This window comes from Polaribacter irgensii 23-P (assembly GCF_000153225.1).
Classification (GTDB): Bacteria; Bacteroidota; Bacteroidia; order Flavobacteriales; family Flavobacteriaceae; genus Polaribacter; species Polaribacter irgensii.
Window position 1 is genome coordinate 1,095,972 of record NZ_CH724148.1, and the last position, 15,575, is coordinate 1,111,546.

The window sequence follows — 15,575 nt, forward strand, 5'->3', positions numbered from 1 at the left end:
ACCATGAGGAGGTCGATGTAGGTTCTTTATTCGCAATTATAGGAAGGGTATCTCTAATTTTTTTAATTTTAAAGGGACGATACTTAAAGGGCTTTTTCATTTAATTATCAGTGTGCTTTTTTTAAAAGAGAACAGTATAAAAATTGGTTTCGCTATGTTGATAGGTTTAATTGTAGGCTTTTATAAAAGAACTTACAATTGTAACGGTAAAGAATGCAAGTGAACTTACAAATTAACACAATAAATTTGTGATTTCTGTTGACATTTTAGCGCTTTAAAATTATACTTTTAAGGATTTTAGTCTGTCTCTTATAGGTTTAAACTAGTCGCAACATAAAATACGCGTGGTTACTGAAAAAAATAATGTTTTTGATAAACTAGAGCAAGTAATTTAAGCTTCAGTTGGTTAAAATGAATATTTTATGAGCGTTTAGGATTTAAATAATAAAATTTAAATAGAATGGATATTATTCTTCGGGATAATTTAAAGCATACGAATTTTTTGCAAAGCTTCTGTGCGGGTAATGCTATAAGAGGCTAAAAAAGAATTTAAAATATATTTGCACGAATAATACATCACAACTCATTACATATGAATATTCTTATTTTAGGTGCTGGAGGTAGAGAGCATGCTTTTGCATTAAAATTGTCTGAAAGTATCAAAGTACAACAGCTTTTTGTAGCTCCTGGCAATGCGGGAACAGCAGCGATAGCAACCAATATTAATATTGATATTTCGGATTTTGAAGCAGTAAAGAATATCGTTTTAGAACATGCTATTAAAATGGTCGTGGTAGGTCCTGAGGGACCCTTAGTCGCGGGAATTCATGATTATTTTTTAGCGGATGTGGCTTTAAAAGGGGTTTCTGTGATAGGACCTAAGAAAGACGGCGCATTGTTAGAAGGCAGTAAAGATTTTTCAAAACAATTCATGCAAAAGCATGGGGTACCTACGGCACGATATCAGTCTTTTACAAAAGAAAGCTTACAAGACGGCATTGCTTTTTTAGAAACTTTAGAAGCTCCTTATGTATTAAAAGCAGATGGATTGGCTGGTGGAAAAGGAGTGTTAATTTTAAACGACTTAGCGGAAGCAAAAACCGAATTGGAAGAGATGGTTTCTCATGAGAAGTTTGGGAAGGCCTCTACAACCGTCGTTATCGAAGAGTTTTTGAAAGGTATAGAATTGTCTGTTTTTGTTTTAACAGACGGTAAAAGCTATAAAATATTGCCTTCAGCAAAAGATTATAAAAGAATTGGAGAGGGTGACCTTGGTTTAAATACAGGAGGGATGGGTGCTATTTCTCCAGTACCATTTGCAGACAGCGTTTTTTTGTCTAAAGTAGAAGAGTTGGTAGTAAAACCCACAATTAGTGGTTTACAGAAAGAGGGAATTGATTTCAGAGGGTTTCTCTTTATTGGACTAATGAATCACAATGGAAACCCGTCAGTGGTAGAGTACAATGTAAGAATGGGAGATCCTGAAACAGAGGTAGTTTTGCCAAGAATAACTTCAGATCTATTTGAATTATTTGAGGGTGTTGCGCATCAGAATTTACATGAAAAGTCTTTCGAGGTTGTAGACAAAATAGCCACCACTATAATGCTGGTTGCTGGTGGGTATCCTGGAGCTTACGAAAAAAACAAAGAAATTACAGGTTTTGAAAATATGAATGATGCCATTGTCTATCACGCTGGTACCTCAATATTCGAAGGTAAGGTAGTTACAAATGGAGGCAGGGTAATGGCAATAACCGCACTAGGAGATACGATAGAAGAGGCGTTAGAAAAAAGTTATAGAAATGTCAATAAAATTCATTTTGATCAAATGAACTACAGAAAGGATATCGGTTTTGATCTCGTATGTTAGTTATCAAATAGCGAAACGAATTTGTTTTATGTAAAGTAGTACAATTTCATGTACACTTAGGTTGCTTTTTCCATCGTAAATGAAAATTCTGATCCCTCGCCAAAAACACTCTTCAGTAAAACTTTTTGGTGATGGGCTTCTATAATATGCTTCACAATCGACAATCCTAATCCAGAACCTCCTTGTTCCCGAGACCTGCTTTGGTCTGCTCGGTAGAAGCGTTCAAACAATCTTGGGACATGCACTGGCTTAATGCCTTCTCCATTATCAATGACTCTAATTAGAATTTTCTTTGAATTGTAGTCATCTACAGCAAGGATGGTCGTTCCATTTGGTTTTCCATATTTAATTGCGTTTACCACAAGGTTGATGAGCACTTGTTCTATTTTTTCAACGTCTCCTAATACAAAAACTGGAAATTCGTAAATTCGGTCAAATTTTAAAATAATATTTCTTTTTTTTGCTTTCATTTCAAGCAAATCAATTACATTTTGAATGATTTCCAAAATGTTAGAAACCGCCATATTTAGTTTTAACCCGTCCGTTTCCAACTTGGCAATCATGTCTAAGTCTTTGGTTACTGCAACCAAGCGTTCAACTCCTTTGTTAGCGCGCTCCAAATATTTTAGTCGAATATTTTTATCATTTACAGCACCTTCAAGTAAGGTTAGTATGTAGCCCTGTACTGTAAAAAGAGGGGTTTTTAATTCGTGTGCAACATTCCCTAAAAAATCCCTTCGAAAAGAATCTCTTTCGGTCAAACTTTTTATTTCTAAGCCCTTTCCTTCTACATAGGTTTGCATGCGCTTAGAAAGCTTATCAATATCAGTGGTTACCGACTCTCTTCTGAGATCATTCACGTCTAAAATGGAGACGTCTTCATAAATTTTCTTTAATCTTCTATAAATAAAATGCTCTGCTCTGTATTGTATGACGGTGAATGAAATTATAAAGAGGACTAAGACACAAATCAATACAGGACCGGTTCCCAAGTCTTTAGCAATAAAAATGTAGGATATGGTTGCGATTACAACCGCTAAAAGTGTTAAATAAATAGCGGACCAAAGAGCATATGAATAAGTTTTTTTAATTTTCATTAAGAGCGTCTTATTTATCTGCTTCTAGCAATACAAACTTATATCCCACTCCTTTGACTGTTTTGAAGTGATCATCTCCAATTTTTTCACGCAATTTTCGGATATGGACATCAATGGTTCTGCCGCCAACGACCACTTCATTTCCCCAGACAGTGTCTAAGATAACTTCTCTTTTAAATACTTTTCCTGGCTTTGAAGTTAACAGGGAGAAGAGTTCAAATTCTTTTCTTGGTAATGAAATTCTTTTCCCTGCCTTGAAAACAACATATTCTTCTCTATCGATTACAATATCACCAATGGTAACGGTTTCTTCATTTTGCTTTTCAGATTTCAATCTTCGGAGCAAAGACTTTACTTTGCTAACCAAAACTTTTGGCTTTATAGGTTTTGTAATGTAATCATCAGCGCCAGCTTCAAAACCAGCTACTTGCGAGTAGTCTTCTCCTCTTGCTGTTAAAAAAGCAATAAGCACATTTTCTAAAGAGCTTATTTTTCTAATTTTTTCACAAGCTTCAATTCCATCCATTTCTGGCATCATAATATCCAGTAAAATTAAATGAGGGATGTTTTTTTTAGCAGATTTTATGGCTTCTTGGCCATTGGTAGCCGTGAAAATTTGGTATCCTTCATTTCTAAGATTGTATCCAACAATTTCTATGATATCTGGTTCGTCATCTACCAATAGAATTTTAATCTCGCTTTTATTCATGAAACTAGGTTAAATTTTAAAGTAAAAATAGCAATTTAAACTGAAAGAGATAATGGAATGATACACAGATTTATTTAGTTTACAATTGTTTAATGATTCGGTAACAAATTGCGAAAATGTAAAAATTCTAAAATTAAAGCTCTAAAAAGAGTCAAAAGAGTTGAAAACGAATTTTAAAACATATTTTTTTACTTTAATTCTCTTGTGCTCTTTACAAAAGAAAAGCTCTGGTCATCCTTAAAGTTGCCTTTTAAAATTTATTAGATTTTGTTAACCATACTTATAGTTTAGTTCGTTAAATTTTTCGATCTAACATTTTAAAAACAGCCCTTTTTTATTGAATAGCGATAGAATTTTAGTTTAGCTTCTGAAAGTTTTAAGAAGTACTGATGCAATTATAAAAAAGATGGTAATTCTCAGTTTTTACTATTTTTTTATCCTAATCATAGATTAATGGGTATTGAATTCCTAATTTTTAGATAAAAAAAGAGAGCATCGGTAGTTGAGTTATCAGGAATAAAAATAATGTCAGTAGGTTTCTAAGAAGAACAATTAGAAAGGCGCACGGTGGCAATCCGTTCAGAAAAGTAGAGATTAAAAAACCGAAGGATTAAAGGGTGAAATTCATTTTTATACTTTTTAGAAGCACTGCATTTATTTCAGAGGTTTTTATTTTACTATCTTACCTTGAGAAAAAGAAAAATATACTGCTATGAATTTATCTGTCAATCTAAAAGATGTGCTTTTTTTGGATATTGAAACCGTTCCTCAAAAAGAAAAGTGGCAACAACTCTCTAAGGAGACACAAGCTCTTTATGAAAAGAAAACAAGGTATCAGCGAAAAGAAGAATTCACTGCTGAAGCTTTCTATGGTCGCGCGGGGATTTGGGCGGAGTTTGGGAAAATAGTTTGTATTTCGGTAGGCTACTTTATTACATCTTTAGAGCGAAAACAATTCCGATTGACTTCTTTTTATGGCGACGATGAACACGCTATTTTAACTGACTTTAAGGCTTTACTAGTGAGTCATTTTGCAGAAAAAAGTAAACTTCTATGCGCGCACAACGGCAAGGAGTTTGATTTTCCTTTTATCGCAAGAAGAATGATTGTGCACCAGATAGCACTTCCAGAGAAATTAAATTTATTTGGCAAGAAACCTTGGGAAGTGAAGCATTTAGATACTTTAGAATTGTGGAAATTTGGGGACTATAAACAGTACACTTCTTTAAAATTATTAACTTCTATTTTAGGCATTCCATCGCCAAAAGAGGATATCGATGGTAGCGAAGTTGCAGAGGTATACTATCGAGAAAAAAATATGGATAGAATTGTAGACTATTGCGAAAAAGATACGCTTGCGGTTGCACAAGTTTTATTAAGATTCAACAACCAAGACTTGTTAAAGGATTCCGCAATTCTTAGGGCGTAAGATGCCATAAGCAATTGCGGTGTCCTGCTTCATTGGTGATTACTGGATTAGTCTTCTAACTTCATCGAAAGTTCTAACCAGCGTTCTTCTTTTTGTGCAAGTTGCTCAACTGTTTCTTGAAGTTCTTCAGATTTTGCAGCAATAGCATCGGTTTCAATAGCAACGTCTAGAAATTGCTTTTCGATGTTCGCTTTCTTTTTTTGAAGTCTTTCAATATCTCCTTCTAACGTGCCAAACTCTCTCTTTTCTTGAAAACTCAATGCATTTTTATTTTCTTTTTTTTCGACTTTTTTTTCTGCTGGCTTCTCTGCAATTTCTTTTGGAGCAGAACCATCATAGGCCCTGAAATCGGAGTAATTACCTGGGAAATTTTCTACAACTCCCTCTCCTCTGAAAACAAAAAGAGCATCTACAATTTTATCCATAAAATACCGGTCGTGAGATACCACAAGTAAATTTCCAGGGTAGTCTAATAAGAAGTTTTCCAAAATATTTAGAGTTACGACATCTAAATCGTTCGTGGGCTCATCTAGAATTAAAAAATTGGGATTCTGAATTAACACCGCACATAAATACAGTCGTTTTTGCTCACCACCCGAAAGTTTTTCTACAAAGTCGTACTGTTTCTTTTTGTCGAATAAAAAACGTTCTAATAGTTGAGAAGCAGATATCTTTCTTCCTTTAGAAAGTGGGATAAATTCTCCAAATTCTTTTACAACTTCAATTACTTTTTGTCCCGGTTTTATAGTAATTCCCGCTTGCGTGTAGTAACCGTATTTCACAGTTTCACCTAAAACTACTTTTCCACTATCTAATTCTGCTTTTTCTGTTATTATATTTAGGAAAGAGGATTTTCCGGTTCCATTTTTACCAATGATTCCAATTCTTTCTCCGCGTTTAAAAATATAATCAAATCCATCAAGAATTTTTTTATCTCCAAAAGACTTGTATACTTTATGAAGTTCTAAGACTTTACTTCCTAGACGTTCCATATTAATTTCTAATTGCACCTGATGATCTGTTCTTCGTTGGTGTGCACTTTCTTTGATTTGATTGAAATCATCTGTCCGAGACTTGGATTTTGTCGTTCTCGCTTTTGGTTGCTTTCGCATCCATTCCAGTTCCTTTTTGAACAAACTCTTCGCTTTTCCTAAGTTGGTTGCTTCTAGTGCCAAGCGCTCCTCTTTATTTTGTAGATAATAGGAGTAATTTCCTTTGTATTTGTAAATTTTTCCTTCGTCTAATTCTAAGATTTCATTGCAAACGCGTTCTAAGAAATACCGATCATGCGTTACCATAAAAAGGGTTATTTTTTCTTTTGCAAAGAAGGCTTCCAACCACTCAATCATTTCCAAATCCAAATGATTGGTAGGTTCATCTAAAATTAATAAATCGGGTTTATTTATAAGAACAATGGCCAGAGAAAGACGTTTTCTTTGTCCACCGGAAAGCGCACTTACTTTTAAAGTGAGGTCTTCTAATTTTAACTTGGATAGTATTTGGCGGTATTGTGTTTCAAAATCCCAAGCGTTGTGTTGGTCCATTAAGTCAAATGCAGCTTGATAGGCGTCACCATCATCAAGGTTTTTGAGGGCTTTTTCGTATTGATTTACAATTGAGAGAATTTTATTGTCAGTAGCAAAAATAGTTTCTTCAATGGTTAAATTTGGATTGATGTCGTCTTTTTGAGCTAAATAGGCAATAGAAATACCTTTCCTACTGACTACTTGTCCAGTATCAGGAACATCTAAGTTTGCTATAATATTTAAAATAGATGTTTTTCCACTTCCGTTTTTTGCGATGAACGCCACCTTTTGATCCTTGTTAATTCCGAAAGAGATGTCTTCAAATAAAACCCGCTCTCCGTAGGCTTTAGATATATTTTCTATTGATAAATAATTCACTATTTGTATTTTTTTACAAAGAAACAAAAAACCCAAACAAAGGCTTGGGTTTTTAGATCATTTAATTTAGAAAGATCGCATTGGGGTACGAACTAAAATTTTTTAATGTTGACGAAGATAGGTCTAAATAAGGAGCCATTCAATCCCTGAAACCAGTGTATTTTTGATACTACTGAATGCAGTATTTATTTTATGAAAAATGATTATAAACCTTTATTTAGCTGCGATTATTTTGTGGAAATAAAATTTCAAATACTGCGTTAAGAGCCTTAATTCCGCGGATGTTTTTAGCTACTTCAAATATTTTAAAGTCTTTTTAATAATAGTATCTTGCACCATTAATACTGAAAAAGAGCATATGAAAATAATTGTACCTATGGCAGGAATAGGTTCTCGTTTGAGACCCCATACCTTAACCGTCCCAAAGCCATTAACAGTAATTGCAGGAAAACCAATTGTTCAAAGATTAGTAGAAGATATTGCTGCTGTTATTGACGAAAAGATAGATGAAATAGCCTTTATTATAGGTCCTGCCAAAAAAGGATTTCCTGCAGATACATCGGCACGTTTATTGCAAATCGCAGATGAATTAGGTGCAAAGGGAACGGTATATATCCAAGACGAAGCGTTAGGCACAGCGCATGCACTTTATTGTGCAAAAGACTCCTTAAGTGGTCCTTGTGTTGTGGCGTATGCCGACACTTTGTTTAAAGCAGATTTCAAGTTAGATACGAAGGCAGACGGAGCTATTTGGGTAAAAAAAGTAGCAGATCCTAGTGCTTTCGGTGTTGTAAAGTTGGAAAACGGTGTTATCAAAGACTTTATAGAAAAACCAAAAGATTTTGTTTCAGATTTGGCAATTATAGGCATCTACTATTTTAAAGATGGAGATAAGGTTCGAGATGAAATTCAATATTTAATCGACAATAATTTACGAGAGAACAATGAATACCAGTTAACCAATGTTCTCGAAACCTTAAAAAGAGACGGTGCGAAGTTTGTCCCCGGAACAGTGGCTACTTGGATGGATTGTGGGAAGAAAGACCCAACAGTAGATACCAATAAGCAGGTTTTAGAATTTGAATTTAAAGCGGGAAACAACTTGGTATCTGCAGATGTTGTTCTTGAGAATTCAGAGATTATACAACCTTGTTATGTTGGAAAAAACGTTTTGCTAAAAAACGCAAAAATTGGACCTTATGTTTCTATCGGTGAAAATAGCGTTGTAGAAAATACTACCATTATAAATTCTTTAATACAAACCAATGTGGTGATTTCCAATGCAAAATTAGACAATGCGATGATTGGAAATCATGTAAAATACGATGGTAATTTTACGTCTGTTAGTATTGGGGATTATACAGAGTTAACTTCATAATCTTGAGCAGAAAAAAAAAAGAGTGTAGAATACAGCGGGGATTGGTTTATTTTAAGAGACCTTTTTTTTCTGTGCTCTTTTTTTTGATCTCTTTGCAAGGATTTTGCCAAGATAGTATTCCAATGGTATTTGATTTAACAGAAGAAATGGAGTTGGATTTCCAACACTTTTTCTTTAAAGCACTTTCTGAAAAGGCAATTGGAAATCATCAGAAAGCATTAGAGAATTTAGAAAGTTGCAATCAAATAAGTCCGAATGATGTCGCTGTTTTTTTTGAATTTTCTAAAAATTATTTGGCATTAGACGACATTCTTTTGTCAAAAGAATACATTGAGCGAGCGCTCCAAAAGGATGCTACAAATAGTTGGATGCAAACGCATTTAGCAAATATTTTAAGAATAGAAAAGCAGCATTCAGGCGTTGTAAATAATCCGCAAAAAGGAAGTGTTGCAGATGTAAAGGAGCGCTTAGAAGTAGTAGGGAATGCAAACACGAATAAAACTGAAGCGACAGCAGATGTTTTTAAGGCCTTTGAAACAACGCGATCATACGCAGCTTTAAAAAAGGTGCTGAAACGCGTTCAGGAAAATACTGCAGAGCTTTTAAAGTATGGGGCAGAAGGAGTTTTATTGTTTCCTGCGCAACCTTTTGTGTATTTAATGTATGGGAAGGCACTCAACTTAAACAAAGAACACAAGAAAGCTACAACGACGTTAAAGGACGGTTTAGATTTTGTTTACGAAGCATCTGACGAGAGAGCTTTTTATGCTGAACTTGCGATTTCTTACCAAGGTTTAGGGGATGATATAGCAGCAGAAAAATACAGACAGAAGTCTAAAAAAATTAAAAATTAAAATGCGAACTTTAAAATATTTATTGCTGGTAAGTCTGTTTTTTACCTCTTGTAAAATAAAAAAACAGGTCACAGACATTGCAGCATCCGCAAAAGAAATATCCGCTAAAAGGATCGTGAAAAAACACCTTGCAGCGGACTTTACCAAAAATACTTTGGAGGCTAAATTTAAAGTAAATTACAAAGACAGAAATATGAAACAAAGTATTTCTGTAGATCTAAAAATTAAAAAGGATGAGATAATTTGGCTGAAAGGAACAAAATTTATCAATATTTTTAAAGCAAAAATAACTCCAGATAAAGTACGCTTCTATTCTCCTTTAGAAAAGACCTATTTTGAGGGGGATTTTTCGATGTTAAAAAAAATATTGGGAACAGAAATAAATTTCCAACAACTGCAAAATTTATTTTTAGGGCAGGCAATGGTAGCTCTTAAGAAAGAAAAATATGAAGTTGCGTTTGTGGAGAGTAACTACGTTTTGTCTCCACAGACTCCCTCTAATTTATTTGAAATTCTTTTTGCGGTGAACGCAGAAAATTTTAAATTAGCCTATCAATCTATAATAGATGCAAACAAATTACAGCGCTTAGAAATAAACTATCCTTCCTATAAAAAGGTTGCAAAGGAAATGTTTCCGCAAGAAATAAAGATTTATATAAAACGAGGAATAGAGCAAACAACTATAGATTTTACGCTAAAAACAATTGAGATCAACACGAAAATAAATACTTCTTTTTCTATTCCTAAAGGATATAAACGCATTTACAGGTAGTGATAAAAATACGATTTTACATAGCATTTTTCATCTTCTTTTTCAGTGGTTTGTCTTCTTTTAGTCAAACAAAAAGACAATTAGAACAGCAGCGAAAAGAACTGAAAAAAGAAATTTCGCAGGTAAATTCTTTGCTTTTTAACGAGCAAAAGAAAGAAAAGAATGTGCTGGAAGATTTAAAAGACCTCAACCAAAAGATAGCTGTGCGATTGAAGTTGATTACAGTTATGAATGCAGAAGGAAACCTTTTGACGAAAGTAATTGGCAAAAACAAAAAGAAAATTGCAAAGTTAGAAAAAGAACTTGCAGCTTTAAAGGCAGACTACGCAGGTATGATTTTAAAATCGTACAAAAGTAAATCTCAGCAGAGTAGAATGATGTTTATTTTATCATCTCAAAATTTTCAGCAAGCCTATAAACGTTTGGAATATATGAAACAATATACCTCCTTTAGAAAAAAACAAGGAGTTGCAATTGGAGTTCAAACAGATGTGGTGAAGAAAATGAATGATTCTTTACTTGTTCAAAAGCAATTAAAAAATACCTTAATGCTTTTTGAAAAAGATCAAAAAGAAATGATTGAGTTGGATAAAAAGGACAAAGAAAAATTAATTGCCACGATAAAAAATAAAGAAAGTAAGTATCGAAAAGAAATACAGAACAAAATTAAAGCTGAAAAGAGAGTTGCGGAGAAAATAGAAAACATTATCCGTGACGAAATTGCGAAAGCGAATAGAATAGCGCGAAATAAAGTTAAAAATAGTGGCCAAAGTGTGAGTAAAAATGAATTTGTTTTAAGTCCTGAGGCGAAAGCATTGGCAGTAAAATTCGAGTTGAATAAAGGAAAGTTGCCTTGGCCCATCGAAGAAGGATTGATTACAAGACGTTTTGGAATACAGCCGCACCCTACATTTCCTGGAATTTCAATTAACAGTACAGGCTTGCATATGGTTACTCGAAGAGGTAAAAGTGCAGCAGCTATTTTTGACGGAAAAATATTGAACATACAAGTATCACCAGAGGGTAGAAAAAATGTGCTAATTCAACACGGAAACTATATTACCTCTTATAATAATTTAGATAAATTGTATGTAAGAACTGGCGATGTTGTAAAAACAGGAGAAAAGATAGGGCAGATATTTACAGACAAAGTTTCGGGAAAAACCACTCTAATTTTTGTTCTGTATAAGAATACGACGAAATTGAACCCTGCTAGTTGGATTTTAACAAGATAATTAAAGCCACTTTATTTTAGTGTGTACCTGATGTTATTTTGAAGGATAGTTCAATTAGGCAATGTAATTAAATTAATATCAGCTGTTTTTAGGCAGTGAAAAAAACGCTAATATTTTTAATCGCTCTAGTAATACTGCGGGGGTTGTCCTTTTATAAAAACGTAATTGCTTCTATGATTTTTATAGGGTAAGTTGATAAATAAGACAATGGCTGTCGTTATACTTGAGAGAACAGATCATTGTGCAAAAAAAAGCGATGCCTAGTATTGTCAATTACTAAGCACTATAAATTAATAATTGTTCTTCAACCACTCCCCAAATAAGTGCGATTACAACTAGTACCGTAATATAGACAAAAACACTAATTATTTTATTTGTCACCAGAATTATAAGAACTCGAAACTTAAATTTTTTTTAATTTTGCAAAGTGATTTTGTAATCACAAATCGAATTTAAAAATAAAACAAAAAGAAAATTAAAGGTGTAAGGAGCTTCTAGTGATTTAAAAATTCTACTTTTTTTATTTTTAATTAAATAATGCTTTTAGTTCAGTAGCTTCATTTGGTTTTAATTTACCAGCCAAAACCAAACTTAGTTGCTTTCTTCTTAAAGCTCCTTCAAACCGCTCTTTTTCTAGAGGTGTTTCTGGTATTAATTCTGGAATTTTCACAGGTTTGCCAGTTTCATCTACGGCAACAAATGTATAAATACCCTCATTTACTTTTGTTCGGTGTCTCGATTGTCTGTCTTCAATCCAAACATCTACATAGATTTCCATAGAGGAGTTAAAGGCTCTAGAAACTTTTGCCTCCACGGTAACAACACTACCAACGGGCACGGATTTATTAAATGCAACATGATTTACAGAAGCGGTTACCACGATTCTTCGAGAGTGCCTTCTAGCAGCAATACTGCAAGCTCTATCCATTCTAGCTAATAATTCTCCTCCAAAAAGATTGTCTAAGTAGTTGGTTTCTCCAGGTAAAACCAAATCTGTTAATATGGTTAAAGATGCTGTGGATGTTTTCGCTTCCATTAAAAAGTAATTTTTTTGCAAAGGTAAACAATCATGTATCCATAAATACTGCTGAGAACAGAAAGGTGAAATTATTTATTGGTTTGAACCAAGAGCCAAGCCTCTTTTGATACGGTTTGTCTAATTTTGTTTAAATGATTGATCGCATCATTTTTTTCTGCAAAGCTATCAAAGCTAACTTGCGTTAAGCCCCACTTATTCAGACCAATAATTTTAGAATTAAATCCATCTGCAATTAACTGCTTTACCTTTCGGTCCGCATTTTTTGCAAATTGGAAAGCACCAGCAATTACGTGGTACTGTTTTGAAACCTCTCTGACTACATTTAATTTTAAAGTGGGTAGTGGATTGGAAATTACGAAGGTAGCAGATTGTATCTTTTTTTCTAATGCTTTTTGTTGGCTTGCAAGCATTTCTTTTTGTTCATTTTGCTCATAACTTGAGTAGCCAGCAAAACTTAAGGTTAATAAAATTGCAGCGGTTGCGGCATATTTTATAAAAGTAGGAATTACTTCTCTAGAAGCTGTTTTAACGATCGGTATTGGGTTGTTTATACTAGTCTTGGGGTTATTCATAACCGGACTTACAACAGCACTTAGACCAAAAGAGGTGGTCAGGAAATTGATCTCTTTTTTTGGTTCAAAGACTATTTGTTGTTGTGTATTTAAAGAAAGAACACCCAACTTATCTAGGGATAGTTCGCTTGTTTTTAATTGATCTTGCCATTTTCCAACAATCAAAGAAATGGCATTAGAAGCTTGTTCAAAAGACAGGTGTTCAACAGAGGTCACATAGTTCGCTAACAAACCATCATTGTGTTTTAAATGACCGTTAAAAGCAATCTGTTTTGTTGGCGGATAAAATGTTTGCGCAGCATTATTTAGTTTTGCACCAACTTGATGGGTTACAAATCCCCCAAAATTCGGGACTATTACGCAATCGTATCTGTATAATAAATCGTTGATGTGCTTGGCTAAATTCATAGTTTCAAATATATAATTTTTAAGACCTCTTTCAAGAAGCTTCAATAATAATTATTAACAAATTTTTTATATATTAGGTATCAAATTGTTCTGTGTTGAATGAAGAAAAAATCCTTGCTATTTTAAGATTGCAAAAGTGTAAAGCTGTCGGCGATATTCTGGCGAAGAAGCTCATTGTTCATGTGGGTGATGTGGTGCAGATATTTAGAGAAAAAACAAGTCATTTGTCAAAAATAAATGGCATTGGTAAGCATGTTTTAAAACATCTTTTTACCAAAGAGAATATTACGCTCGCACAGCAAGAATTAAGGTACATACAGGACAATGCAATCTCATATTCTTATTTTTTGGAAGACAAGTATCCTCAGAATTTACAACATTGTGTAGACAGCCCTATTTTGTTATTTGAAGACGGCGCAATTGATTTTTCTAATAAGAAAATTATCTCTATCGTAGGCACGCGAAACATGAGTTCTTATGGGCGTGATTTTTGTACAAAGTTGATTACAGATTTAGCGCCACACAATCCAATTATAGTGAGTGGTTTTGCTTATGGAGTCGATATTTGTGCGCACAAAGTGGCAGTGCAAAACAATTTACAAACCATTGCAGTTTTAGCGCACGGGTTTGAGCAAATCTATCCGAAAGTACACAAGAAATACATGCAGCAAGTAAATGAAAATGGAGGGTTTTTAACTGAATTTTGGCACAATGAAATGCCCTTAAGAGAAAATTTTTTAAAGAGAAACAGAATTGTTGCAGGCATTTCTAATGCGACCATTATAATTGAGTCGGCCGAAAAGGGAGGTTCTTTGGTAACTGCAGATATTGCAAATTCTTATGATAAAGATGTGTTTGCCGTTCCGGGAAGAACAACAGATTTATACAGTAAAGGCTGTAATAACTTGATTAAAAACAACAGTGCATTTCTTTTAAATTCTGCCAAAGAAATTGTCAATATGTTGAATTGGGACTTAAAAGCGACCCCAAAAATTATACAAAAACAGTTGTTTTTAGATTTAAATGAAAATGAGCAAAAAATTCATGATTTTTTGCATGACAAGGGGAAACAAATACTGGATGTAATTTCTTTAGAATGCAATATCCCCATGTATAAGTTGGCGTCAATTTTATTACAGATGGAGCTAAAAGGGGTCTCAAAACCTTTGCCTGGAAAGATGTTTGAATTGATATAAAATACTTATTTTTGAGGAAATCACACGAAAAGATGGCGGTAGAGAAAAAATTGATGTCCAAAAAGAAGCCTACATTTCCCGTAAACGAAATGTTAAATGCTTATCTGAAAAATTACAATAGAAATACTAAGATCTCTATTTTCTATGATGATTTGTTGCGATTTCAAGGTTCTGTTGTAGTGTATGACAAGGATGATGAAGATACCCTTTGGGTGCGCACGTATTATTCTGAGTTTGATAGAGAAGAGATCGACAGAAGTTTAAAAAAAGTATATACAATATTGCATTCGGATGGTAATGATAGTACCATTCCCTTTCTAAATGTAGATGCTATTGACTATTGCACCTTTGGAAATTCCAAACCTTTTAGAATAAAAATTAGAAATATTTTAAATGATAATTTCACCTATTTCTACGTGAAGAAAGCAGATGCTTCTCGTATTTATGGTTTGGAGTTGGAGCATATTTTATCTCCGCACAACATGAATTTTTTGGTGCATAAAGATACCTTAATAGAAGAGCACATTGCCGGAATTCCTGGAGACGATTTTATCAGAGATATCCTTCCAAATTGCACTGAATTAGAAAAATCACAGATAGCCAAAGAGTTTGTAAAGTTTAAAGAACGATGTCTGATTCGTTTGTTGGGAGACATGCGTTCTTATAATTATGTCATTACACCAACACACGATTTTGATCATATTATTTATAAAATTAGGGCCATTGACTTTGATCAGCAATCTTTTGAAGGAAACTTAAAGGTGTACAACCTACAGTTTATGAAAGAGAATTTTAAAATGATAGAGATGGTTGGCAAGAAACTACAAAACGATTCTATTTTGCAGTATAAAATAGAAGAGCGCTCTTTCATGGCAAAAAGAATGTTAAATACGCCAAGACGAAGTGCACGTTTGATTAAATGTATGAAAGCAGATACGATCTCTTTTCCGGAAAATGTCGCGTTGCTAAAGAAGCAACTCATCAAATATGTGGGAGATGTGAAATTTAGAGAGTGTAATAATATGGGAGAGATTTTAGAGACGATCTTAGCTTTTGTAAAACGTAATTACATAGATATTAGTAATAATGAATTGTTTTAGCACTCCTCAGTT

At 33.7% G+C, this 15,575-nt stretch carries 13 protein-coding genes; 8 read left to right on the plus strand and 5 right to left on the minus strand.

The genetic code is table 11. The features are described 5' to 3' along the window. The first annotated feature begins 592 nt into the window (after positions 1-592). Positions 593-1,870, plus strand: a complete 1,278-nt coding sequence (purD, locus tag PI23P_RS04915) for a phosphoribosylamine--glycine ligase (RefSeq protein WP_004569647.1) — start codon at positions 593-595, stop codon at positions 1,868-1,870. A gap of 56 nt (positions 1,871-1,926) precedes the next feature. On the opposite strand, the gene PI23P_RS04920 is transcribed toward purD, so the two are convergent. Both PI23P_RS04920 and PI23P_RS04925 read right to left on the minus strand, forming a co-directional pair. After that, positions 1,927-2,967: a sensor histidine kinase gene (locus PI23P_RS04920; RefSeq protein WP_004569648.1), complete on the minus strand. Its 1,041-nt coding sequence runs from the start codon at positions 2,965-2,967 to the stop codon at positions 1,927-1,929. A 10-nt stretch (positions 2,968-2,977) separates the two neighbouring features. Continuing rightward, the gene (locus PI23P_RS04925; RefSeq protein WP_004569649.1) at positions 2,978-3,676 is read right to left on the minus strand and encodes a response regulator transcription factor; all 699 of its coding nucleotides are present in this window, start codon (positions 3,674-3,676) and stop codon (positions 2,978-2,980) included. 712 nt (positions 3,677-4,388) lie between these two features. Between PI23P_RS04925 and PI23P_RS04930 the strand changes: the two genes are divergently transcribed. After that, positions 4,389-5,105, plus strand: coding sequence for a 3'-5' exonuclease (locus tag PI23P_RS04930; protein ID WP_004569650.1), 717 nt, complete (start codon positions 4,389-4,391; stop codon positions 5,103-5,105). 47 nt (positions 5,106-5,152) lie between these two features. Here PI23P_RS04930 and PI23P_RS04935 read toward each other — a convergent pair whose 3' ends face one another. Next, entirely contained in the window at positions 5,153-7,009 is a 1,857-nt protein-coding gene (locus tag PI23P_RS04935; protein ID WP_004569651.1) for an ABC-F family ATP-binding cassette domain-containing protein, read from the minus strand. 358 nt (positions 7,010-7,367) lie between these two features. Between PI23P_RS04935 and PI23P_RS04940 the strand changes: the two genes are divergently transcribed. The 4 genes from PI23P_RS04940 (at position 7,368) to PI23P_RS04955 (ending at position 11,248) form a co-directional block, all read left to right on the plus strand. After that, entirely contained in the window at positions 7,368-8,387 is a 1,020-nt protein-coding gene (locus PI23P_RS04940) for a sugar phosphate nucleotidyltransferase (RefSeq protein WP_004569652.1), read from the plus strand. A 122-nt stretch (positions 8,388-8,509) separates the two neighbouring features. After that, positions 8,510-9,241, plus strand: a complete 732-nt coding sequence (locus PI23P_RS04945) for a tetratricopeptide repeat protein (protein ID WP_238299977.1) — start codon at positions 8,510-8,512, stop codon at positions 9,239-9,241. Position 9,242: 1 nt separating this feature from the next. Beyond that, positions 9,243-10,013, plus strand: coding sequence for a lipoprotein insertase outer membrane protein LolB1 (lolB1, locus tag PI23P_RS04950; RefSeq protein ID WP_004569654.1), 771 nt, complete (start codon positions 9,243-9,245; stop codon positions 10,011-10,013). Next, positions 10,013-11,248, plus strand: coding sequence for a murein hydrolase activator EnvC family protein (locus tag PI23P_RS04955; protein WP_238299978.1), 1,236 nt, complete (start codon positions 10,013-10,015; stop codon positions 11,246-11,248). Before lolB1 ends, PI23P_RS04955 begins: the two co-directional genes overlap by 1 nt. Before the next feature lie 526 nt (positions 11,249-11,774). Here PI23P_RS04955 and PI23P_RS04960 read toward each other — a convergent pair. Together PI23P_RS04960 and PI23P_RS04965 are read right to left on the minus strand one after the other, a co-directional pair. Further along, a complete protein-coding gene (locus tag PI23P_RS04960; RefSeq protein WP_004569656.1) occupies positions 11,775-12,284 on the minus strand; it encodes an acyl-CoA thioesterase in 510 nt (169 codons plus the stop codon). A 71-nt stretch (positions 12,285-12,355) separates the two neighbouring features. Next, positions 12,356-13,267 carry an HU domain-containing protein gene (locus PI23P_RS04965; protein ID WP_004569657.1) on the minus strand — a complete coding sequence of 304 codons (912 nt, stop codon included), beginning with the start codon at positions 13,265-13,267 and terminating at the stop codon, positions 12,356-12,358. A gap of 95 nt (positions 13,268-13,362) precedes the next feature. Between PI23P_RS04965 and dprA the strand changes: the two genes are divergently transcribed. Further along, positions 13,363-14,463 (plus strand): DNA-processing protein DprA, encoded by a 1,101-nt coding sequence (gene dprA, locus PI23P_RS04970; protein ID WP_026288395.1) that lies wholly within the window; start codon positions 13,363-13,365, stop codon positions 14,461-14,463. Positions 14,464-14,495: 32 nt separating this feature from the next. Beyond that, positions 14,496-15,563, plus strand: a complete 1,068-nt coding sequence (locus PI23P_RS04975) for a hypothetical protein (RefSeq protein WP_004569659.1) — start codon at positions 14,496-14,498, stop codon at positions 15,561-15,563. Positions 15,564-15,575 lie beyond the last annotated feature (12 nt).

What these genes read in the sequence shown, in the direction of transcription:
- PI23P_RS04940 (WP_004569652.1), top strand. Translation starts at nt 7,368, where the DNA reads ATGAAAATAATTGTACCTATGGCAGGAATAGGTTCTCGTTTGAGACCC.
- PI23P_RS04920 (WP_004569648.1), bottom strand. Translation starts at nt 2,967, where the DNA reads ATGAAAATTAAAAAAACTTATTCATATGCTCTTTGGTCCGCTATTTAT.
- lolB1 (WP_004569654.1), top strand. Translation starts at nt 9,243, where the DNA reads ATGCGAACTTTAAAATATTTATTGCTGGTAAGTCTGTTTTTTACCTCT.
- PI23P_RS04965 (WP_004569657.1), bottom strand. Translation starts at nt 13,267, where the DNA reads ATGAATTTAGCCAAGCACATCAACGATTTATTATACAGATACGATTGC.
- PI23P_RS04975 (WP_004569659.1), top strand. Translation starts at nt 14,496, where the DNA reads ATGGCGGTAGAGAAAAAATTGATGTCCAAAAAGAAGCCTACATTTCCC.
- purD (WP_004569647.1), top strand. Translation starts at nt 593, where the DNA reads ATGAATATTCTTATTTTAGGTGCTGGAGGTAGAGAGCATGCTTTTGCA.
- PI23P_RS04960 (WP_004569656.1), bottom strand. Translation starts at nt 12,284, where the DNA reads ATGGAAGCGAAAACATCCACAGCATCTTTAACCATATTAACAGATTTG.
- PI23P_RS04930 (WP_004569650.1), top strand. Translation starts at nt 4,389, where the DNA reads ATGAATTTATCTGTCAATCTAAAAGATGTGCTTTTTTTGGATATTGAA.
- PI23P_RS04945 (WP_238299977.1), top strand. Translation starts at nt 8,510, where the DNA reads ATGGTATTTGATTTAACAGAAGAAATGGAGTTGGATTTCCAACACTTT.
- PI23P_RS04925 (WP_004569649.1), bottom strand. Translation starts at nt 3,676, where the DNA reads ATGAATAAAAGCGAGATTAAAATTCTATTGGTAGATGACGAACCAGAT.